Source organism: Zavarzinia compransoris (genome assembly GCF_003173055.1).
Taxonomy (GTDB): Bacteria; Pseudomonadota; Alphaproteobacteria; order Zavarziniales; family Zavarziniaceae; genus Zavarzinia; species Zavarzinia compransoris.
Map to the genome: position 1 here is coordinate 1 of NZ_QGLF01000005.1, position 20,724 is coordinate 20,724.

The 20,724-nt window shown below is 68.7% G+C and carries 22 protein-coding genes and 1 tRNA gene; 4 read left to right on the plus strand and 19 right to left on the minus strand.

The features are described from left to right. Positions 1-345: 345 nt before the first annotated feature. Genes pcaF through paaZ form a run of 9 tightly spaced genes read right to left on the minus strand, consistent with a single transcriptional unit; the run spans position 346 to position 8,398 of the window. Positions 346-1,551 carry a 3-oxoadipyl-CoA thiolase gene (gene pcaF, locus DKG75_RS16805; RefSeq protein WP_109922345.1) on the minus strand — a complete coding sequence of 402 codons (1,206 nt, stop codon included), beginning with the start codon at positions 1,549-1,551 and terminating at the stop codon, positions 346-348. After that, positions 1,548-1,982 carry a hydroxyphenylacetyl-CoA thioesterase PaaI gene (gene paaI / locus DKG75_RS16810; RefSeq protein WP_109922346.1) on the minus strand — a complete coding sequence of 145 codons (435 nt, stop codon included), beginning with the start codon at positions 1,980-1,982 and terminating at the stop codon, positions 1,548-1,550. Before paaI ends, pcaF begins: the two co-directional genes overlap by 4 nt. Before the next feature lies 1 nt (position 1,983). Next, the gene (paaG, locus tag DKG75_RS16815; protein ID WP_109922347.1) at positions 1,984-2,778 is read right to left on the minus strand and encodes a 2-(1,2-epoxy-1,2-dihydrophenyl)acetyl-CoA isomerase PaaG; all 795 of its coding nucleotides are present in this window, start codon (positions 2,776-2,778) and stop codon (positions 1,984-1,986) included. Between the two features lie 24 nt (positions 2,779-2,802). Further along, on the minus strand, positions 2,803-3,873 hold the full coding sequence (gene paaE / locus DKG75_RS16820) for a 1,2-phenylacetyl-CoA epoxidase subunit PaaE (RefSeq protein ID WP_109922348.1): 1,071 nt from the start codon (positions 3,871-3,873) through the stop codon (positions 2,803-2,805). Between the two features lie 7 nt (positions 3,874-3,880). Then, entirely contained in the window at positions 3,881-4,351 is a 471-nt protein-coding gene (paaD, locus tag DKG75_RS16825; protein ID WP_109922349.1) for a 1,2-phenylacetyl-CoA epoxidase subunit PaaD, read from the minus strand. A gap of 2 nt (positions 4,352-4,353) precedes the next feature. Further along, on the minus strand, positions 4,354-5,088 hold the full coding sequence (paaC, locus tag DKG75_RS16830) for a 1,2-phenylacetyl-CoA epoxidase subunit PaaC (RefSeq protein ID WP_109922350.1): 735 nt from the start codon (positions 5,086-5,088) through the stop codon (positions 4,354-4,356). Between the two features lie 10 nt (positions 5,089-5,098). Then, positions 5,099-5,380 carry a 1,2-phenylacetyl-CoA epoxidase subunit PaaB gene (gene paaB / locus DKG75_RS16835; protein ID WP_109922351.1) on the minus strand — a complete coding sequence of 94 codons (282 nt, stop codon included), beginning with the start codon at positions 5,378-5,380 and terminating at the stop codon, positions 5,099-5,101. Next, complete coding sequence (paaA, locus tag DKG75_RS16840) at positions 5,377-6,360, minus strand: 1,2-phenylacetyl-CoA epoxidase subunit PaaA (RefSeq protein ID WP_109922352.1); 984 nt, start codon at positions 6,358-6,360, stop codon at positions 5,377-5,379. The genes paaB and paaA overlap by 4 nt, the downstream gene beginning before the upstream one ends. Position 6,361: 1 nt before the next feature. Then, positions 6,362-8,398 (minus strand): phenylacetic acid degradation bifunctional protein PaaZ, encoded by a 2,037-nt coding sequence (paaZ, locus tag DKG75_RS16845; RefSeq protein ID WP_243746628.1) that lies wholly within the window; start codon positions 8,396-8,398, stop codon positions 6,362-6,364. A gap of 161 nt (positions 8,399-8,559) precedes the next feature. On the opposite strand from paaZ, the gene DKG75_RS16850 reads away from it, so the two are divergent. Beyond that, positions 8,560-9,966, plus strand: coding sequence for a 3-hydroxyacyl-CoA dehydrogenase NAD-binding domain-containing protein (locus DKG75_RS16850; protein ID WP_109922354.1), 1,407 nt, complete (start codon positions 8,560-8,562; stop codon positions 9,964-9,966). Between the two features lie 60 nt (positions 9,967-10,026). Here DKG75_RS16850 and styC read toward each other — a convergent pair whose 3' ends face one another. The 4 genes from styC to styA are packed head-to-tail and all read right to left on the minus strand — an operon-like array spanning position 10,027 to position 12,715. Further along, the gene (gene styC / locus DKG75_RS16855) at positions 10,027-10,587 is read right to left on the minus strand and encodes a styrene-oxide isomerase StyC (protein ID WP_208112269.1); all 561 of its coding nucleotides are present in this window, start codon (positions 10,585-10,587) and stop codon (positions 10,027-10,029) included. A gap of 47 nt (positions 10,588-10,634) precedes the next feature. After that, positions 10,635-11,138: a styrene monooxygenase NADH-dependent flavin reductase subunit StyB gene (styB, locus tag DKG75_RS16860; protein WP_109922355.1), complete on the minus strand. Its 504-nt coding sequence runs from the start codon at positions 11,136-11,138 to the stop codon at positions 10,635-10,637. Further along, on the minus strand, positions 11,135-11,443 hold the full coding sequence (locus tag DKG75_RS16865; RefSeq protein ID WP_109922356.1) for an EthD family reductase: 309 nt from the start codon (positions 11,441-11,443) through the stop codon (positions 11,135-11,137). Before DKG75_RS16865 ends, styB begins: the two co-directional genes overlap by 4 nt. Positions 11,444-11,461: 18 nt before the next feature. Further along, positions 11,462-12,715 (minus strand): styrene monooxygenase subunit StyA, encoded by a 1,254-nt coding sequence (gene styA / locus DKG75_RS16870; RefSeq protein WP_109922357.1) that lies wholly within the window; start codon positions 12,713-12,715, stop codon positions 11,462-11,464. Positions 12,716-12,823: 108 nt separating this feature from the next. On the opposite strand from styA, the gene DKG75_RS16875 reads away from it, so the two are divergent. Continuing rightward, positions 12,824-13,729, plus strand: a complete 906-nt coding sequence (locus DKG75_RS16875) for a LysR family transcriptional regulator (RefSeq protein ID WP_109922358.1) — start codon at positions 12,824-12,826, stop codon at positions 13,727-13,729. Between the two features lie 17 nt (positions 13,730-13,746). Here the strand turns inward: DKG75_RS16875 and DKG75_RS16880 are convergent, their stop codons facing one another. After that, positions 13,747-15,252 carry an aldehyde dehydrogenase family protein gene (locus DKG75_RS16880; RefSeq protein ID WP_109922359.1) on the minus strand — a complete coding sequence of 502 codons (1,506 nt, stop codon included), beginning with the start codon at positions 15,250-15,252 and terminating at the stop codon, positions 13,747-13,749. A gap of 278 nt (positions 15,253-15,530) precedes the next feature. On the opposite strand from DKG75_RS16880, the gene paaK reads away from it, so the two are divergent. Both paaK and DKG75_RS16890 read left to right on the plus strand, forming a co-directional pair. Next, positions 15,531-16,841 carry a phenylacetate--CoA ligase PaaK gene (paaK, locus tag DKG75_RS16885; protein ID WP_109922360.1) on the plus strand — a complete coding sequence of 437 codons (1,311 nt, stop codon included), beginning with the start codon at positions 15,531-15,533 and terminating at the stop codon, positions 16,839-16,841. A gap of 60 nt (positions 16,842-16,901) precedes the next feature. Beyond that, a complete protein-coding gene (locus DKG75_RS16890; RefSeq protein WP_109922361.1) occupies positions 16,902-18,284 on the plus strand; it encodes an outer membrane lipoprotein-sorting protein in 1,383 nt (460 codons plus the stop codon). Between the two features lie 60 nt (positions 18,285-18,344). Here the strand turns inward: DKG75_RS16890 and DKG75_RS16895 are convergent. The 5 genes from DKG75_RS16895 to infA all read right to left on the minus strand — a co-directional run bounded on the left by DKG75_RS16895 (position 18,345) and on the right by infA (position 20,707). After that, positions 18,345-18,420, minus strand: a tRNA-Phe gene (locus tag DKG75_RS16895). A gap of 103 nt (positions 18,421-18,523) precedes the next feature. Then, positions 18,524-18,712: a DNA gyrase inhibitor YacG gene (locus DKG75_RS16900; protein WP_109922362.1), complete on the minus strand. Its 189-nt coding sequence runs from the start codon at positions 18,710-18,712 to the stop codon at positions 18,524-18,526. Then, on the minus strand, positions 18,709-19,866 hold the full coding sequence (locus DKG75_RS16905) for a ribonuclease E/G (RefSeq protein WP_109922363.1): 1,158 nt from the start codon (positions 19,864-19,866) through the stop codon (positions 18,709-18,711). The genes DKG75_RS16900 and DKG75_RS16905 overlap by 4 nt, the downstream gene beginning before the upstream one ends. Beyond that, the gene (locus DKG75_RS16910; RefSeq protein WP_109922364.1) at positions 19,863-20,465 is read right to left on the minus strand and encodes a Maf family protein; all 603 of its coding nucleotides are present in this window, start codon (positions 20,463-20,465) and stop codon (positions 19,863-19,865) included. Before DKG75_RS16910 ends, DKG75_RS16905 begins: the two co-directional genes overlap by 4 nt. A gap of 23 nt (positions 20,466-20,488) precedes the next feature. Next, positions 20,489-20,707 carry a translation initiation factor IF-1 gene (gene infA, locus DKG75_RS16915; protein WP_109922365.1) on the minus strand — a complete coding sequence of 73 codons (219 nt, stop codon included), beginning with the start codon at positions 20,705-20,707 and terminating at the stop codon, positions 20,489-20,491. Between the last annotated feature and the right edge of the window lie 17 nt (positions 20,708-20,724).

Below are 20,724 nucleotides of genomic sequence, written 5' to 3' on the forward strand. Positions count from 1 at the left end.
CGACAGCCGCGACTGGGTCCCCACCACCGGCCAGGCCCAGTGGAAACAGGTCGCCATCTGGAACGTCATCTCAAAGCGCGTCACCTGGCTCACCATGGACTCACGCTGGCAGGACCTCGAACGAAACCCCACTCCCTCGCTCTTCGACGTCGATCAGCTCAGGGATTACAAGTAACCAAAACGCCGACCCCATAACATGGGGCGGCGGCAGGCCTCCCCTGGGCCTCTCCCCAGGTTACTCGGGCAGCGACGCGCAATCCGTCGCTGCCCCTTTTTTTGTTTCCGGGCAAAAAGAAACCCCGGGCATCCCTTGGGGGACGGCCGGGGTTTCTCTTCCGCGATCTGTCAGGCGCGCTCGATCACCATGGCGATGCCCTGGCCGACGCCGATGCACATGGTGCAGAGCGCCCGCTTCGCCTGGCGCAGCTGCAATTCAAGCGCGGCGGTCAAGGCGAGGCGCGCCCCGCTCATGCCCAGCGGATGGCCAAGCGCAATGGCGCCGCCGTTCGGGTTGACGTGATCCGCATCGTCCGGCAGGCCGAGCTGGCGCAGCACGGCCAGGCCCTGGGCGGCGAAAGCCTCGTTCAACTCGACGATATCGATATCGCCGATGCCGATGCCGAGGCGGGCCAGGAGCTTTTGCGTCGCCGGCGCCGGGCCGATGCCCATGATGCGCGGCGGCACGCCGGCGGTTGCAGCCCCGAGCACCCGGGCGATCGGGGTCAGACCGTGGCGCGCCGCGGCGGCTTCCGAGGCGACGATCAGCGCGGCGGCGCCGTCATTGACGCCGGAAGCATTGCCGGCGGTGACGCTGCCGCCGGCGCGGAACGGTGTCGGCAGCTTGGCGAGGCCTTCCAGCGTGGTTTCGGCGCGGGGGTGCTCGTCCCGGGTCACGCGCACCGGCTCGCCCTTGCGGGCCGGCAGGGTGACCGGCACGATTTCCCGATCGAAGCGGCCGTTGCTTTGTGCCACTGCGGTCCGCTGCTGCGAGCGGATGGCGAAGGCATCCTGGTCGGCGCGGGAGACGTTGAAATCGGCGGCGACGTTTTCCGCCGTTTCGGGCATGGAATCGATGCCGAACTGCTGTTCCAGCCGCTTGTTCACGAAGCGCCAGCCGATGGTGGTGTCATAGATCGCGTTGTCGCGCGCGAAGGCGGTGGTCGCCTTGGGCATGACAAAGGGCGCCCGGCTCATGCTCTCGACGCCGCCGGCGATGAAGAAATCGCCTTCGCCCGCCTTGATGGCGCGGGCGGCGATGGCGACGGCATCGAGGCCGGAACCGCACAGGCGGTTCACGGTGGTGCCCGGCGCGCTGTCACCGAGGCCGGCGAGGAGCGCGGCCATGCGGGCGACATTGCGATTGTCCTCGCCCGCCTGATTGGCGCAGCCGAGCACGACGTCGTCGAGCGCCGCCCAGTCGGCGCCGGGATGGCGCGCGATCAACTCCTTGATGGGCAGGGCGGCCAGATCGTCGGCGCGCACGCCCGACAGGGCGCCGGCATAACGCCCGATGGGCGTGCGCACGCCAGCGCAGATGAAGGCTTCGGTCATGGGGTTTCCTCGGTGATGACAGGCATTTTCAGCGCGGCGGACTGGCCGCGGAAGGTGGCCACGAGGCGGCCGTCGCCGCCGGCCACCGTGACGTCATAGATGCCGTTGCGGCCGACCAGGGCGGTTTCGGACGCCGCGGCGGTCAGCACTTCCCCGACCCTGGCCGGGGCGAGATAGGTGATGGTGCAGTTCTGCCCGACGGTGGCGACATTCCGCGAATTGCAGGCAAAGGCGAAGGCGCTGTCGGCCAGGGCGAAGATCATGCCGCCATGGGCGGAGCCATGGCCGTTGGCCATGGCATCCGAGACCGGCATCGAGACCCGGGCCCGGCCCGGACCCATGGCCTCGATCGCCATGCCCAGCGCGCGCGACGTGGGGTCGCGGCGAAACATGGCCTCGGCGCAGGCCCAGGCCAGGGCGTCGGGCGACATGTCAGCGGCCCTTGAACCGGGCCGGGCGCTTGTTCAGGAAGGCATCGATGCCTTCGCGGTAATCCTCGGTCCGGCCCAATTGCTGCTGGAGATCGCGCTCGAGGTCGAGTTGCCGGTCGAGGCTGTTGGTCGAGGAGACCTGAAGCGCCTGCTTGATCGCGGCCAGCGCCTTGGTCGGCTGGGTCGCCAGATGGCGGGCGAGGGTGCCGGCCTCGTCGAGCAGCCTGTCGTCGTCCACCACCTTCCAGATCAGGCCCCAGGCGAGCGCGGTTTCCGCCGGCAGGATGTCGCCGGTCAGCGCCAGTCCGGCGGCACGCGCCTGGCCGACCAGCCGGGGCAGCACCCAGGTGCCGCCGCAATCCGGCAGCAGGCCGACCTTGCAGAAGGCCTGGCCGAATTTCGCGTTGCGCCCGGCGATCACGATGTCGGCGGCGAGCGCCAGATTGGCGCCGGCCCCGGCGGCAATGCCGTTGACGGCGGCAATCACCGGCAGGGGCAGGGCGCGCAGGCGGCGGACGAGGGGATTATACCAGCCCTCGATCGTCTGGCCGAGGTCGGGCGGGGCCTCGCCCGGCTTGGTGGCACGGTCCGCCAGGTCCTGGCCGGCGCAGAAGCCGCGCCCGGCGCCGGTGACGATCACCGCGCGGACGGCGGCATCGCCCTCGATCGTCGCGAGATGGGCACGCAGGGTCTCGTGCATCGCGACGTTGAAGGCATTGATCTTGTCCGGCCGGTTCAGGGTCAGGGTGGCGACACCGTCCTGGACGGCCAGCAGCACCGGTTGGGCTTCTTCCATGGCGTTCCTCTTGCTTTATGGTTTTTAGTGCTGCTGGTCGTCGAAATCGACCACCAGTTTCTCGCAGGCGGCATAGCTCTGGCAGGTGAGGATGTAACCGCGGGCGATTTCATAGTCTTCCAGGCCGAAGTGGACGTCCATGTCCACGTCGCCCTCGACCAGTTTCGCCCGGCAGGTGGAACAGACGCCGGCCTTGCAGGAATAGGGCAGTTCGATGCCCTGGCGCAGCGCGGCGTCGAGCAGGGTCTCCGCCCCCTTCGCCATCCCGAAGGCCAGCGCCCGGCCGTCGATGACGGCGGTGGCCTGGACCGTGCCGGTGCCCGCCTCGAGGGGGCGGGCGGTGCCGGCGGGCCTGGCGATGCCGAAAAGCTCGGTCTTGATCGCCGCGCGCGGCACGCCCAATTCTTCGAGGGTTGCCGAAACCTCGCGGGTCATGTCCTCGGGGCCGCAGATGAAGGCGACATCGACACTGCCGGGCGAAAGCCAGCGGGTCATGATCTCGCGGCATTTGGCGCCGTCGATGCGGCCGTTGAAAAGCTCGATCTCCTGCGGTTCGCGGCTCATGACATGGACGATCGACAGGCGCTCCAGGTAGAGGTCCTTCAGGTCCGCCAGTTCCTGGCCGAACATCACGCCGGACGAGGCGCGGTTGCCATAGATCAGGGTGAAGCGGCTGGCCGGCTCGGCCGACAGGACACTGCGCAGGATCGACAGGATGGGCGTGATGCCGCTGCCGACGGCAAAGCCGACATAGTGGCGGTCGGCGCCGGCATCCAGCGGGACATGGAAGCGGCCCTGGGGCGGCATGACTTCGATTGCCGCGCCGGGCACCAGGGCGTCCTGCGCCCAGGTCGAGAAGCGCCCGCCGGCAACGCGCTTGATGCCGATGCGGAGCGCGCCGTCATCGACGCCGGAGCAGATCGAATAGCTGCGGCGCAGGTCCTCGCCCCCGATCTCGGCGCGCAATGTCAGGTACTGGCCTTGGATGAAGGCGAAGTCGCCGGCGGCTTCGGGCGGCACCGCAAGGGTGACGACGATCGCGTCGCGTGTTTCCTGCCGCACACTGTCGACCGTCAGGGTATGGAATGTGCTCATGGCTCGCTCAATGGCATTTGAAGTGGTCGAAGGGTTCGCGGCAGTCGTCGCAGCGGTAGAGCGCCTTGCAGGCGGTCGAGCCGAAACGGCTGAGCAGGCTGGTGCGCGTGGAACCGCACAGGGGGCAGGCGAGCGCCGCCGGCAGCACGCCGCAGGTGCCGGCGACCGGCGGGGCGATGCCATAGGCGAGAAGCGCCTGCCGGCCCCGCTCGGTCATCCAGTCGGTGGTCCAGGCCGGGGCGAGGCTGATCTCGACCGCCGCCTGCTCGATCCCGTGATCGTGCAGGGCGGCCTTGATCTCGCTTTCGATCACCCCCATGGCCGGGCAGCCGGTATAGGTCGGCGTGATCACCACGGTCAGGCGCCCGTCGTCCTGCCGGACCGCCCGGACGATGCCGAGATCGATGATGGAGAGCACCGGAATTTCCGGGTCCTTCACATCCTCCAGCCAGGCCAGGACCTCGACGACGCCGGCCATGGCTACCACCGGGCGTCCGGGTGGCTGCGCGGGATATGCTGCATTTCCGCGAGCAGGCGGCCCATGTGTTCGCTATGGATGCCGCGCCGCCCGCCCGAGTGCATCCAGCGGTCCGCCGGGACTTCGAGCGTTGCCTTGGCCAGGGTTTCCGTCACCCGCTGGCGCCAGAGGGCGCGGATCTCGGCCGCCCCGACCGGCAGGGGATCGTCCCCGTCCTCGTCGGCCTCGAACATTTCGCCGGTAAAGGGCCAGAGGTCGCGCAGCGCCTGCTGCATCCGGCCCCGGCTGTAATCGGTGCCATCGCCGAGGCGGACCACCCAGCCGGCGCTGTGGGACAGGTGATAGCGGGCTTCCTTCCGGCTTTTAGCGGCGATGGCGGCGATGCGGGGATCGGCGGCGCCGGCCAGGGCGGCCAGCACGGCCTCGTGCCAGGCATCGAACAGGAACTGGCGGGCCATCGTGTCGGCGAAATCGCCGTTCGGCTGCTCGACCAGCAGGAGGTTGCGGAAATCGATCTCGTCGCGCAGGAAGGCGAGGTCGTCCTCGCTGCGGCCGGCGCCTTCGATCTCGCCGGCCAGCGACAGCCAGAGGCGGGCCTCGCCGACGAGGTCGAGGGCGATGTTGGCGGTGGCGATATCTTCCTCCAGCACCGGGCCGTGGCCGGTGAGGGCGGCAAGCTGCTGCCCCAGGATCAGGGCATTGTCGCCGAGGCGAAGCACATGGTCGAAAAGGGACATGGTCCGTCTCCTACATGTGCTTCACGCCGTCGATCAGCGCGAAGAAGGTCGGGTGGCGATAGACCTTCGAGCGGGCAGGATCGAACAGCGGTTCCTTATCGCCGGGGCTGCTGGCGACGATGTCGGCGGCACGGACCACCCAGATGCTCACACCTTCGTTCCGCCGCGTATAGACGTCGCGGGCATTGCCGATCGCCATTTCCGCATCCGCCGCGCGCAGGCTGCCCACATGCTTATGGGCAAGGCCGTGGCTGGAGCGGATGAACACCTCCCAGAGAGGCCATTCCTTCATTGCTTGTCTCCTGCATGCTTGGCGGCGTGGGCGGCGGCGGCATCCCGGACCCAGGCGCCCCGGTCCCAGGCGGAGCGGCGGGCGGCGAGACGGTCCCGGTTGCAGGGGCCGTCGCCCCGCACCACGCTGTAGAATTCTTCCCAGTCGATCGGGCCGATGTCGTAATGGCCCCGTTCCTCGTTCCACGTCAGCTCCGGGTCGGGCAGGGTGAGACCGATCAACTCGGCCTGGGGCACGGTCTGGTCGATGAAACGCTGGCGCAGGTCGTCGTTGCTGTGCAGCTTGATCCGCCAGGCGGCGGATTGGGCGCTGTGCACGGATTCCGTATCCGGCGGGCCGAACATCATCACTGCCGGCCACCACCAGCGGTTCAGTGCATCCTGGGCCATGCGGCGCTGGGCCTCGGTGCCTTGCGCCAGCCGGGTCATGATGTCGAAGCCCTGGCGCTGGTGGAAACTCTCTTCCTTGCAGACCCGCACCATGGCCCGGCCATAGGGGCCGTAGGAGCAGCGGCACAGCGGGATCTGGTTGATGATCGCCGCCCCGTCCACCAGCCAGCCGATGGCGCCGATATCGGCCCAGGTCAGGGTCGGGTAGTTGAAGATGCTGGAATATTTCGCCTTGCCCTCGTGCAGGGCCTCGATCAGGTCGTCGCGCGAAACGCCCAGGGTTTCGGCGGCGGCGTAGAGATAGAGCCCGTGGCCGCCCTCGTCCTGGACCTTGGCGAGCAGGGTGGCCTTCCGCTGGAGCGAGGGGGCGCGGGTGATCCAATTGCCTTCCGGCAGCATGCCGACGATTTCGGAATGGGCATGCTGGGAAATCTGGCGCACCAGGGTTTTCCGATAGGATTCGGGCATCCAGTCCTCGGGCTCGATGCGGATGCCGGCATCGATCCGCTCCTGGAAGCGGCGTTCGGCGCCGTCCAGCTCGCTGGCGTCGCGAACCCGCGCAACACCGGTATCGACCATCTGGGCATACATGTCAGGCGGCCCTTTCCGTCAAGGCGTTGAGGGTGAGAAGCTCGTAGGTCGCAACCGTCTCGCCGTTCTGGTTGGTGACCTCGACATCCCAGCGCACCTCGCCGTAATCGGCATTGCGCGGCGACTTCTGCTTCACCGTGAGACGGACCGCGATCGTGTCGTCGGGCGAGACCGGCTTCAGGAAGCGCAGCGAATCGAGGCCGTAGTTGGCCAGCACGGGGCCGGGCGCCGGCTCGACGAAGAGGCCGGCGGCGAACGACAGGATCAGGTAGCCATGGGCGACCCGGCCGGGGAAGAAGGGGTTGGCCTTGGCCGCCGCCTCGTCCATATGGGCGTAGAAAGTGTCGCCGGTGAAATGGGCGAAATGCTCGATATCGGCCAGGGTGACGGTGCGTGGCCGGGTATGGATGGTCTCGCCCAGCGCCAGCGCCTCGAAGCCGCGGCGGAAGGGATGGATGTTTTCCGCCACCTCGGGCGCGCCCTTGTTCCAATGGCCGGCGAGGCGGGTGAGCAGGGCGGGCGAGCCCTGGACCGCCGTCCGTTGCAGATAGTGGTGCACGCCCCGGATGCCGCCCAATTCCTCGCCGCCGCCGGCGCGCCCCGGGCCGCCGTGGACGAGGCCGGGCAGGGGCGAGCCGTGGCCGGTGGATTCGCCGGCGCTGTCGCGGTCGATCAGGTGCAGGCGGCCGTGATAGCTGGCGAGGCCGAAGGCGAGTTCGGCCGCGACTTCAGGGTCGCGGGTGACGGCGGTCGCCACCAGGCTGCCTTCGCCGCGCCGGGAAAGCGCCACGGCATCGGTCACATCGTCATAGGCGACCAGGGTCGCGACCGGGCCGAACGCCTCGACCTGATGCAGGGCCGCGGCCTGTTTCGGGTCGCGGGCGCGCAGCAGGATGGGGGGCAGGTAGCCGCCCCGGGCGGCATCGGCGCCCTTGACGGCGGGATTGTCGATGTCGCCCAGCACGAGGTCGGCTTCGGCGCGCAGCGCCTCGATCCGCCGGCGGACGTCCTCGCGCTGGTCGAGGCCGACGAGGGGACCCATGGTCACCCCCTCGACCCGGGGGTCGCCGACGACGACGCGCGACAGTTTCTCGGCCAGGGCGCCGGAAACCGCATCGATGGTCGCCGCCGGCACCAGGATGCGGCGGACGGCGGTGCATTTCTGCCCGGCCTTCACCGTCATCTCGCGCGCGACCTCGCGGATGAAAATATCGAATTCCGGGCTGCCCGGCGCGACGTCCGTGCCGAGGATGGCGGCATTCAGCGAATCCCGCTCGGCGACGAAACGGGTGGCGTTGCGCGCCACCGCGGGATGATTGCGCAGGACCAGGGAGGTTTCGAGCGAGCCGGTGAAGGACACCAGGTCCTGCCCGGTCACATGGTCGAGCAGATCGCCCAGGCGGCCGCAGATCAGTTGCAGCACCCCTTCCGGCAGCAGGCCGGAATCGACGATCAGGCGCACCATCGCCGCGGTCAGATAGGCGGTCTGGGTCGCCGGCTTCACGATGCAGGGCACGCCCGCCAGCAGGGCGGGGGCGAGTTTTTCCAGCATGCCCCAGCAGGGGAAATTATAGGCGTTGACATGGATGGCGATGCCGTCGAGCGGCGTCTCGATGTGCCGGCCGACGAAACTGCCCTGGCGGGACAGCGGAAGCAGCGGCCCGTCGAGCAGGATATTGCTGTCCGGCAATTCGCGCCGGCCCAGGCCGGCATAGGCGAACAGGGTGCCGATGCCGCCGTCGATATCGATCGCGCTGTCGCGTTTGGTGGCGCCGGTCTGGAACGACAGGTCGTAGAGCGCGGCCTTATGGTCGGAAAGATGCTGGGCGAGCTTCTTCAGGAGGCCGGCGCGGCCCTGGAAGGTCAGGCGGCGCAGCGCGGGCAGGCCCCGCTGGCGGGCATGTTGCGCCACCGCGGCGAAATCGACGTCGCTGCTGCTGGCAAGCGCCACGGTGGCGCCGTCGATCGCGCTCGCGACCGGCTGGGCGTCGGCCGCCGCATCGATCCAGCGGCTATAGGCATAGCTGGCCAGTTTCACGATCTTCCTCCCCGTTTGTTTCATTGATCGGATGAACGGTAAATTATTGCCCCAGGGTGCCGCGCCTTGGGCCATGGGGCGGGCAGGCCGGGGCGGTGCTTCTTGTTCTCAGTCCGGTTTTATTATATGACCGGCCGATCAATTAATTCAAGGGGGTTTCCATGGAACGGGTCATCGGCATCGTCGGCGCGGGCGCCATGGGCGCCGGCATCGCCCAGGTGGCGGCGCAGCACGGCGCGCAGGTCATCGTCTGCGACGACAAGGCGGCCGCCCTCGACCGCGGGCGCGGGCTGATGGCGGCCTCGCTGGGCGATCTGCTGCGCCGCGGCCGGCTGGATGCGGCGGGCCTTGCCGCGGTCGAGGGGCGCCTGTCCTGGCACCAGGGCCTTGCCGCCCTGGCCGGGGCCGATGTGGTGATCGAGGCGATCGTCGAGGATATGGCCGCCAAGCAGGGGTTGTTCGCCGCGCTCGAGGCGGTGGTGGGGCCGGACTGCATCCTGGCGACCAATACCTCGTCCCTGTCCGTGAGCGGCCTTGCGGGGCCGCTGGCCCGGCCCGGGCGCTTCGCCGGGCTGCATTTCTTCAACCCGGTGCCGGCGATGAAACTGGTCGAGGTCGTCCGCGGCCGGGCCACCGGGGCGGAGGTCGCGGCCCGCCTGTCCGCCCTGGTCGCAGCCTGGGGCAAGCTGCCGGTGGAGGTGCGGGATGTTCCGGGCTTCATCGTCAACCGGGTCGCCCGGCCCTTCTATGCCGAGGCTTTCGTCGCCCTCGGCGAGGGGCAGGTCGATGCCGTCACCATCGACCGCGTGCTCCAGGATTGCGGTGGTTTCCGCCTGGGACCGCTGGCCCTGGCGGATATAATCGGCCACGATGTAAATTATGCCGCCGCCTGCGGCATCCATGCCGCCTATGACGGCAGGACCCGTTTCCGCCCCCAGGCGGCGCAGGCCCGGCTGGTCGAGACCGGCGCCCTGGGCCGGAAGGCCGGGCGCGGCGTCTATGACGATGCGGCGCCGAAACCCGCGATCGAGACCCTGGCGCCGGCACCGGTGCACGAGATCCGGCGCGGCGAGGCGCGGCTGACCGCGGCCCTGCCGGTGGATGGGGGCGAGGCGGACGGCGTCCTGCTTCTTGCCGGCGACGGGCGCTCGGCCGCGACGATGGAACGGGTTCTGGGGCGGCCGGTGGTCCTGTTCGATTTCTGCCGTGATCCGGCCGCGGCGCCGCTGCTGGCCCTGGCGGGATCGCCCGGGGCGACCGCGGCCATGCTGGCCAAGGCGGCGGGCTTCGCGGCGGCGCAGGGAAAGCAGGCGGTACGCATTCCCGACCGGCCGGGCCTTCTCAGCCTGCGGACCTGGGCCCAGCTCTATAATGCGGCGGCGGATGCGGTGGCCGACCGTGTCGCTTCGGCGGCCGATGTCGATCTCGCGCTCCGCTACGGCACCAATTACCCGGAAGGGCCGCTGGCGCTGGCGGCGCGCCTGGGCCTCGGCTTCGTGACCCGGGCCCTTGGCCATATCGCCGATGAAACCGGCGACGAGTTCTATCGGCCGTCGGCGGCGCTCTGAAAAAAATGGCCCGGCGCGAGCCGGGCCAAGTCAGAGGAGAGGGGGCCTTGGCCCCGGGGATCAGTCTTTCGACTGAAGGATTTTCCAGGCCATATAGAGGGTCGCCGCCAAGCTGGCGATGCCGAAGACTGCGGCCGGGAAAAGCGCGATGAAACTGTTCAGGCTGCCGGGGCCGAAGGCGTTGGCGCCGAAGGTGAGGCCCCGGTTGTCCGAGAAGTTGGCGAAGTAATAGAAGATCGTATTGGCCCAGCCGGCGCCGACGATGATGACCGCGAGCCAGGTCTGCGCCTTCCTGGAAAAGCCGAGATAGGGCAGCACCAGGGCGATGGCGATCACCATCAGGGCATTCATGGGCGTGCCGCGGTGGGCCTTGGCCCAGCCGTCGGCGGTGCCGGGGATGTCGAACTGGGTGATGGTGCCGGGCACGAATTCGAAGCCGCCGACCAGCTTCACCCACAGGCCGACCCCGGCCACAAGAGCGAAGAACAGCAGCAGCACGCCATGGGCGACCATGACCTTCTGCATGCGGTTGAAGGCGAAGCCCGCCCGCGTCGCGGCGCTTCGGTCGGCGGTCTTGTCCCCGGCGGCGGGAATGCCAAGGGTAACATCGGCTTGAGACATTCTATCCTCCCTTTGGTCTCTTTGATGATTGTCGTGCGGTTTCCGGCTCAGAGCGCCTGAACCGCCGAATAGCGGCTGGAGAAGAAGAGCAGCGGCGGGCCGCCCAGGGCATCGCAATGCATGACGCGGGCAACGAACAGCGTGTGGTCGTGGACCTGGATGCGGCTGGTTACCTCGCATTCGAACCAGGCAAGGCAATCCCTCAAGGTCGGGATGCGGTTGCGGGTGGCGAAGACGGGCACGGCCGGGCCGCGGTCGCCGGCGAAATAGCGGGAATGGCCCTGCTGCGCCTCGCCGAGGACGCTGACGCCGAACCAGCCTTCCTTGCTGATCAGCCGGTGCATGCGGCCCGGCTTGATCGAGACCAGGATGGTGGGCGGGTCGAGGCTGATCGAGGTGAAGCTCGAGATCGTCATGCCGTGCGGCTGGGGATCGCCCTCGTCGATGCAGGAGACGATGGCGACGCCGGTGGCGAAATGCGCCACCGTCTTCCTGAAATGCACCGGCTCGACGCCGGGCAAGCCCTCGTGCAGGACATCGGCGGTGCTCATGATGCGTCTCCTTCGAGCGGGAAATGCAACAGGGTTGCGCCCGCCGGCGAGTAATTGGGGACATCCCGCGCGACCGCCTGCCCGATCTCCGATTTCAGGGCGGCGACCATGGCCGGCCTGTCGTCGAACACGCCTTCCCAGATCAGGAACACGGGCGCGCCCGGGGACAGCATGGCCGGCCGCACATGCCGCTCCGCCCGCAGGCCCGGCAGGCGCCGGGCCAGGGGCAGGTGATGCGTTTCGTAATAGGCGAGGAACGCATCCGGCTCGGCCGGGACGGGGTAGAGAACCAGCAGTTTGTGCATGGCCTGCTCCCGCCGCCGTCAGGCCGCCTGGGACGCGTCGCCCGGCAGATTGCTCTCGCACCAGGCCTTGATCCGGGCGACGCTGGCGAAACAGTCCCACTGCCGTTCGGGATAGTTGAAATTGGTGGTGAAGAGATCGGCCAGCGCCTGGTTGCGGCTGATCGTGCCGATGAAGTCGAGCAGGGCGGGCGTGCCGGCCTGAAGGTGCTGGAGCATGAAATTGGTCCAGCGGGTGGCGCCCAGCACGCGGTCCTGGCGCGCGAGATCGACATGTTCGACGAAGCGCTCGTCGAAGACGTCGTTCTTCACGATTTCCTCGGCCAGGCGGAAGGCGGCGTAGGACGCCATGTTGGCCCCCTGGCCGAGCACCGGATCGACCACGGCGTGGACGTCGCCGAGCGCCACCGCCAGCTTGCCGTTGTCGAGCCGGACATGGGAATTGCGCACGGTCGGCGTTACACCGCCCTGGAGGATGTCGAGCGGGCCGTTGGCGAGGTCGAATTCCTTCTCGTCGATCCGCTCGGCGCAGGTCGGGTAATGCTTGCGCAGCTTGGCCAGCAGCAGGTCGAGGAAGGCGCGCGGGTTGTCGTCGTATTTCGTCTTGGCCAGGATTTCGAGATCGCCGCCGATATGGTTCTCGATCACCAGGGCGCTGACCATGCCGTTGAAGGACAGGGTCGGGATCTCGATCATCTCGCCGGCGCCCGGCGAGAAATACATGGTGACGGCGCGGGTCTCGGGCTCGCGGATGCCCTTGAACAGGCCGACGCAAAGGGCGCGCTGGGGCTGGGTGAAGGGCGAATGGGCCGGCTGGTGCTGGAACATCTGGCCGAACGGGCCCTTGCCGGTGCAGACCACCAGGAGATCGTAGTTGTTGCTGATGTCGGCGATGTCGCCGTGGCGGATCTCGGTGATGCGCAGGTCGCCGCCGCGCCGGGCGTATTCGTCCATCAGCTTCGGCTGGTAGATGCGGTAGTCGACCGCCCGGCTGGGTTCTTCGAGGGCGCCGAAGAACTTCACGGGTTCCGGCGTGCCGACATAATAGTAATGGCCGAAATAGCCCTCCGCCGGCCAGAAGTTGACCCCGAGCTCGGTCTCGCGGCGGACCGTCACCGCATGGTGGGCGACGGTGTTGAGCAGGCGCATGCCCCGGTATTCGGAGGACGGGCGATCGGTGAAGATGGTCGTCTTCACGCCGTGCTTTTGCAGATAGAGTGCAAGATGCAGTCCGGCGGTGCCTGCACCGATGATGCCAATGCGCTTGCTTGCCATGTTTCCCCCCTGTGCGGAGCCGTTTGTTGCTGTTAATTTACCGAATGGCTATTCAATCGGAACCGCCCCATATAGATTATTATATATTCCAGGGGGGAATGAGTAGAGATGGACGGATTGCAGGTCCTGAAGGCCTTCGCCCGCGCCCTCGAGGTCGGCAGCTTCTCGGCGGTCGGACGGGAACTGGGGACGTCACAATCGACCGTCAGCAAGCAGATCGCCACGCTCGAGGAAAGCCTGGGGGTGCAGCTGTTCGCCCGCACCACGCGGCGCCTGAACCCGACCGCCGAAGCGCTGCAACTGCATGAACACGTGCGCCAGCTGCTCGATGCGCTGGACACGATCAAGGCGGGCGCGCCCCGGCCCGACGCGGTGCCGAGAGGCTTGCTGCGCCTGACCGCGCCGACCAGCTTCGGCCGCGCCTGCATCGTCCCCCAGATGCCGGAATTCCTGAAGCGCTATCCGGAAGTCTCCCTCGACCTCGTCCTGACCGACCGGGTGACCGACCTGGTCGAGGAAGGGTTCGAACTCGCCATCCGCGCCGGCAACCTGCCGTCCAGCAGCATGATCGCCCGTTCCCTGGGCCTGACCGAATTGACCGTGGTCGGCGCGCCCTCCCTTTTCGAGGGGCGCCGCCCGCCCGAGGATCCGCTCGACCTGCCGGCCTGGAACGTCCTGATCTATACCGGCCTGAAGGCGCCGGGGCGGTGGGAATTCGAATCCGAGAACGGGCGCCAGGTGACCGAGATCCAGGGCTCGGTGCGCAGCAACGACCTCGACGCGATCTTCGATCTCTGCCTGCGCGGCCTGGGGCTGGCGGCCCTGCCGGATTACATGGTCGACGCGCCGATCCGCCAGGGGCGCCTGCGCCCCGTCCTCGACGACTATTACCTGATCCCGCTGCCGGTCAATGTGATCTACCCGCAGACGCGCTTCCTGACGCTGCGGGCGCGCTGCTTCATCGATTTCCTGATCGCGGCGCTGAAGCGCGGCGCGGGCCCCGGCATCCGCTGATCCCGGGGCCCGTGGGGTTACAGGACGACGGTGATCGTCTTGGTCTCGGTATAGGCGTCGAGGGCGCTGGCGCCGTTCTCCCGCCCGGCGCCCGACAGTTTCACCCCGCCCCAGGGCAGGCGGGCGTCGATCGCCGCCCAGCCGTTCACCCACACCGAGCCGGCCTTCAGGCGGGCGGCCATGCGGTGGCTGCGCGCGACATCCGAGGTCCAGACCACGGCGGCAAGGCCATAGCTGGAATCATTGGCGATGCGCAGCGCATCCTCCTCGTCGTCGAAGGGGATGACGATGCCGACCGGGCCGAAGATTTCCTCCTGGGCGATACGCATGTCGTTATGGCCGCGGAACACGGTGGGACGCACGAAATACCCCTTGGCCTCGTCCGTGGTGCCGCCGGCGAGAAGCTCCGCCTGTTCGGTCCGGGCGATGTCGATATAGCCGGACACCCGGTCGAACTGGGCCTTGCTGGCCAGGGCGCCCATCTGGGTTTCGGGATCGAGCGGGTCGCCCAGGCGGATCGAATCGGCGGCGCCGGCCAGCGCGGCCGCCACCTTGTCGGCGATCGAGCGGTGCGCCAGGATGCGCGAGCCGGCGGCGCAGACCTCGCCCTGGTTGAAGAACAGGCCCATGGCCAGGCCGCGCACCGCCGCGTCGAGGTCGGCATCGGGGAAGACGATCTGGGGTGACTTGCCGCCCAGTTCCAGCGACAGGCGCTTAAAGGTGTCGGCGGCGCTGCGGCCGATCGCGCGCCCGGCCTCGGGGCCGCCGGTGAAGGTGATCTTCGCGACCAGCGGATGGCGGACGAGGGCGGCCCCCGCCGTCTCGCCGCGCCCGGTCACCACATTGATTACGCCGGGCGGAAGGCCCGCCTCGTCGGCCAGGGCGGCCAGATGCAGGGCGGACAGCGGCGTCTCCTCCGACGGTTTCAGCACGATGGTGCAGCCGGCCGCCAGCGCCGGCGCCAGCTTCCACATGGTGATCATGAAGGGGGTGTTCCACGGCACGATGGCGCCGACCACGCCCACCGGCTCGCGCCGGGTATAGGAATGGGTCGGCCGGCCGAAATAGCCGCCGGTCGGGATCGCGGTCCCCGTCACCTTGTCGGCCCAGCCGGCGAAATAGCGCAGCGTGTCGAGCGCGTTCGGCAGGTCCAGGATCTGGGTCTCGACGACGGGGCGGCCGATGCTGAGCGCGTCCATCCTGCCGATCAGTTCCTTGTCGCGCTCGATCAGGTCGGCGAGGCGCAGCATCAGCCGGCCCCGGGCGGCGCCGGAAAGGGCGGCCCAGGGCCCGTCCAGCTGGGCCGCGGCGGCCAGGACCGCGGCATTCACATCCGCGTCCGTCGAATCCGGGACCGAGGCGAAGGCAGCCTTCCGCGCCGGGTTGATCACCTCGAGCCGCCGGTCGCCGGTCGAAGGTGTTGCCTTGCCGTCGATGAAATTGTCGAAGGCGCGTGCCGGATTGGAGCGTTGCGCCAGATCCTGGTGAAAGGCGGCATAGGCGCCGTCGAGTTGAGTGCTCATCGTTTCCCCCGCTCCGCCGAGGCGGATGTTCTGTGGTTTCCGGGTGGTTCGGACCCGTCCGGCGGCGCGACTCTATAAAAAACCGGACGGCCGGTCAAATAATTCGGGAAGGGGTGGTCGAGCGCTCGCCGAGCGCCGTTTCGAATTTCTCTACTTTTAAATAACCGTTCGATCGGTTAATTAATAGGGCAGAGATGCAGGCTCCGGAGGATGGCGCGCAGGGACAGGGGCGCGCCGCCGATCCGGACCGCGGCCCATAGGGCGAACGGGAGGATTCTATGTTGACGAAGACGCGCCTTGCGCCGTCCGCAGGGACGGGGCTGCATCCGATTGAGACCGCCAGCCGCGACGAGATCGAAGCGCTGCAATTGAAGCGCCTGCGCTGGTCGGTGGCGCGGGCCTATGAGAATGTGCCGCACTACCGCCAGGCTTTCGATGCCGCCGGCGTGCACCCCGAGGACTTGAAGGCCCTGTCCGACCTGGCGAAATTCCCCTTCGCCACCAAGGAGACCTATCGCCGCAACTATCCCTTCGGCCTGTTCGCCGTCCCGCGCGAGCAGATCGTCCGGGTCCATGCCTCGAGCGGCACCACCGGGCGGCCGACGGTGGTCGGCTATACCGCCGGCGACATCTCGATCTGGTCCGATTGCGTCGCCCGCTCCATCTATGCCGGCGGCGGCCGGCCCGGCGACATCGTCCATATCGCCTATGGTTACGGCCTGTTCACCGGCGGCATGGGCGCGCATTACGGTGCCGAGCGCCTGGGCTGCACCGTGGTGCCCATGTCGGGCGGCCAGACCGAGAAGCAGATCCAGCTGATCGACGATTTCCGGCCCGACGTCATCATGGTCACCCCGAGTTACATGCTGGCCCTGATCGAGGAGATGAAGCGGCGCGGCCACGATCCCCGCGAGAACAGCATCCGCCTCGGGATCTTCGGCGCCGAGCCCTGGACCGAGGAAATGCGGGTCCAGCTCGAAGCCGAGGCCGGCATCGATGCCGTCGACATCTACGGCCTGTCCGAGATCATCGGCCCCGGCGTCGGCAGCGAATGCGTGGAGACCAAGGACGGCATCCACATCTGGGAAGATCACTTCTATCCCGAGATCATCGATCCGGTGACCGGTGCGACCTTGCCCGACGGCGAGCGCGGCGAACTGGTGCTCACCTCCCTGACTAAGGAAGGCATGCCCACGATCCGCTATCGCACCAAGGACCTCACCCGTCTCCTGCCCGGCACCGCCCGCGCCATGCGCCGCATCGAGAAGATCCTCGGCCGCTCGGACGACATGATGATCATCCGCGGCGTGAATGTCTTTCCCTCGCAGATCGAGGAGATCCTGCTCGGCCAGCCGCAGCTGGCCCCCCATTACCAGATCGTCCTGACCAAGAAGGGGCCGCTCGACGAGATGACCGTGCTGGTCGAGCCGCGCGATGCGGCGGCCGGCGACACGGCGGCCGCGGTCGCCTCCTTCCGCCATGCGGTGAAGACCCATGTCGGGGTCTCGGTCGGGATCGAGGTCAAGGCCTGCGGCGAGATCGAGCGCTCGGCCGGCAAGGCGAAGCGCGTCGTCGACCTGCGGCAGTAACCGCCTCGCGCCACCGCTGCCGGCGGTGGCGCCAAAATCCGAAATCGAAGGGGAGAGAGCATGATGTGGCGACGATTGCTCCAGGGCCTTGCCCTTCTCGGCCTGTCCGCCTGGCCGGCCGCGGCGGCGGAATGGGTCGACGAATGGCAGGCGCTGGCGGCGCGGACGGGGTTCGAAGGGCACCGCAAGTTCGCCGACCTGCTGGCCGATCCGGCGGCCGTCGCCCTGGTCCGCGACTGGGATGCCTATCGCGGCTATTCCGCCCGCAGCCTGATCGCCGCCGCCAAGCTCCCGCCCGAACTGAAGCCCGGCCTCGAAATCAGCGCCGCCGACGCCGGCCGATACCCCTGGCTGAAGGATGTCCTGCCCGCGCCCAGCTACGACCGCCTGATGTCCAGCGACTGGTTCCGCTGGAAGAAGATCCGCATCGTCCCCACCACCCCTTACGTCGCCTCGCGCAAGCGCCTGGAGGCGACCAGGGCCGCCGGCGCCTTCTCGATCAGCCCCAAGGGCGAGCTGCTCGACGCCAAGGGCAATTTCGCCATGCTCACCGAGGCCGGCCTGCCCTATATCAAGCCCGCCAGCGGCCTCGAACTCTACTGGGCCTTCCTCTCGCGCGGCGTCGGCAACGACAATGCCGCCTTGAGGCCCATGGAACTCGTCTCCTGCCAGCCGGACAACCGGGTCGAGCGGCGCTACGTCATGCATCTCTGGTGGCAGAAGATGCACGGGCGGGTCGACGTCAACCCGCTCGGCGCGATCCGGGGCGAGGACGACACGGTCGAGGCCGGTTCCATCGTCTTCCTCGCCCCGCGCGACATCAAGGGCTTGGCCGCGGTGCGGCGGCGCTTCGCCTCGGCCGACAAGCCGGACGCCTTCCTCGGCTATGTCCCGACCATGAAGCGCACCCGCATCCTGGGCGGCACCGATACCCAGGACCCGATGACCCCGGGGATCGAGGCGACCTGGGACGAATGGCGCCAGTCCTGGCTGAAGCCGGACCCGCGCAAGTTCGAGTTCAACATCGTCGGCGAGACTTTCATCCTGTCGCAGCCGGAGGTGGGCCATGCCTACGACCCGGCGCAATATGCCGGCAACGAGTGCGAGATCGAGACCATCGACCTCGAACTGCGGCCGGTGTGGATCCTCGAGGTGGTCGACAAGACGGGCAACTACGTCTACGGCCGGCGCCGTCTCTATATCGACAAGGAATTCCACTACGCCCAGTACCAGGAAATGTACGACCAGCGCGGCCGGCTGTGGCGGGTGCTGGACGACGCCGGCGACTTCGACCCGGCGACCGGCCTGTGGATGGCCCGGAACTATGTCCTCTGGAACGTGATCGGCAACCGCTACAACCGCATCACCATGCAGGCCGACTGGTCCATCCTCACCCAGGACATGGCCCGCTTCCTCGACATCGAACGCCTGCGCGACTACTGACGCCCGCCATCCGCACGACTGGCGGGCACTCTTCGCTTTTGCTCGGGGAATGCGCAGGAATGGTGCCCAGGGCCGGAATCGAACCAGCGACACGCGGATTTTCAATCCGCTGCTCTACCAACTGAGCTACCTGGGCCCATGATCGTCGGGGGTGATTCACCACCGGTCGGCGAGGACGCCGTTATTAGAGGAAAGGGCTGGGGGCGTCAATGCGTTTCGGTTCGATCTTCGGCCCTGGCCTACGGTTCGCCGGAATCCTCCTCCGACGGGTCGGTTTCGACCACCGGGATCGTGTAGGCGCCGCCCAGCCAGCGGTGCAGGTCGATGTCGGCGCAGCGGGCGCTGCAGAAGGGGCGGTATTTTTCCGCCGCCGGGCGCTGGCAGATCGGGCAGGGGCGGGGATTGTCGTTGGCGGGGCCGGATTTCATGGCACGATCCTGACCTTGGGGGCGCGGTCCGGGTCCGGGGCGGGCGGCGCCGTGGCGATGACGAGGGGGGCGCCCAGGCGCCGGCGCAGGGCGTCCAGGCCGGGGGCGGCCGCCGGGCTTTCCAGATAAGCGGCGACATCGGCCGGCACAAGGGCCTGCAGCGCCTTGCCCGGGTGGTGGTGGGCCAGCCCGTCGGCCAGGCGGCACAATTCGGCGGCCAGGTGCCGGGGCGCCAGCCAGCGCCCCTCGGCGATCGGGCAGGGCACGGTGACCGCGCGGGACAGGCTGTCGCCTTGGCGCGGGCGGGTGACCAGCACCAGGCCGTTCAGGTCGCCGCGTATCACTTCCGGGCGCAGCGGATCGGCGGCCAGCGCCCGGATCAGCATCTGGCGCCCGGCGGCGATGGCCGGGGCATCGCCGATGAAATCGACCACGATCTGGCCCGAGAGATTGCGCCGCCGGATCTCGGCGGCGGCGGCGCGGGCCCCGGCCTCGTTGGCGGCGCGGGCGCCGAGGCCGCCGCCGTCGATATCGATCGCGGTCAGGGCCTCGGTTTCGGCGATGGTGATGGCGCCGGTGGGGACGAGGGGCAGGCGCGGCCGCAGGCTGGCGGCGAAGGCATCGGCGAGCCCTTCGGCGGCGAAGAGATCGCTGGTGCCATGGGCGACCTCGACCGGCACGGCCGGCAGCGCGCGGCGCAGCAGGGCGAGCAGCGGGGCCGCCGCTTCCCCCGCCACGGTGATGCGGTCGGGGGCGCGGGCCGCGGCCAGGCGCAGGGCGGCGGGCGGGGCCGGGCGCAGCAGGGCCGGCGGCTGCCGTCCGGCAAGATCGGGCAGCGTGCCGGGGGCGATCCGGGCGCTGACCCGGGCGGCCTTGCCCCCCTCCGCCTCGCGGATCACCTCGACCGCCAGGGCATCGCCCTCGCGGGCGCCGGGGGCGTCCTTCCGCTTCAGGAAGGCCGGGCGGTCGAGGCCGATGTCGATGAAGAAGGCACCCAGGGCCGCCTCGGTCGCGACGATCCGGCCGAGGCGGATTTCGCCGAGCAGGCAAGCGGCGCCCACGGGGAAGACCTGGAATTCGACCGCCTCGCCCCCTTCGGTCAGGGCGGTGCGGGTTTCGAAGGCGCCCGCCTCGATCAGCAGGCGGCGGCTCATGGCTGGCCGGTCGGGGGTAGGGCGAGGCCGTTGCCGGCCAGCAACGCCCGGGTCTCGTAGAGCGGCAGGCCGACGACATTGGAATGGGAGCCGGCAAGCGCCCGCACCAGCGCCTCCGCCCGGCCCTGGAGGGCATAGCCGCCGGCCTTGCCCTGCCATTCGCCGCTGGCGATGTACCATTCGACCTCCGCCCGCTCCAGGCGCTTGAAGGTGACGGTGCTGACGGCGATGCGGGTGCGCTGTTCCCCGTCCGGGCGGATCAGGGAGAGGCCGGTGAGCACTCGGTGGCGCCGGCCGGACAGCAGGGCGAGGCAGCGGCGCGCCTCCGCCTCGGTCTCGGCCTTGGGCAGGATACGGGTGCCGCAGGCGACCACCGTATCGGCGGCGAGGATGAAGGCGGGTTCGGCCAGCCCGGCGCGGACGGCGGCGGCTTTGCCGGCGGCAAGGCGGGCGGCGAGGGCCTGGGGCGCTTCCCCGGGCAGGGGCGTTTCGTCGAGGTCGGCCGCGATCACCCGGTCCGGCACCAGGCCGAGTCGGGCCAGCAACTCGCGCCGGCGCGGCGAGGCCGAGGCGAGGACGAACAGGGGACGGTCACCCATGGGCGAAAGGGCCCGCGGGCGAATTACTTGAAGCGGAAGGTGATGCGGCCCTTGGACAGGTCGTAGGGGGTCATTTCGACCAACACCTTGTCGCCCGCCAGCACGCGGATGCGGTGCTTGCGCATCTTGCCGGCGGTATGGGCCAGCACTTCATGATCATTGTCCAGCTTCACCCGGAAATGGGCGTTGGGCAGAAGCTCGGTAACGGTACCGGGGAACTCGATCAACTCTTCCTTGGGCATAAGATCTCCTGGTGGCG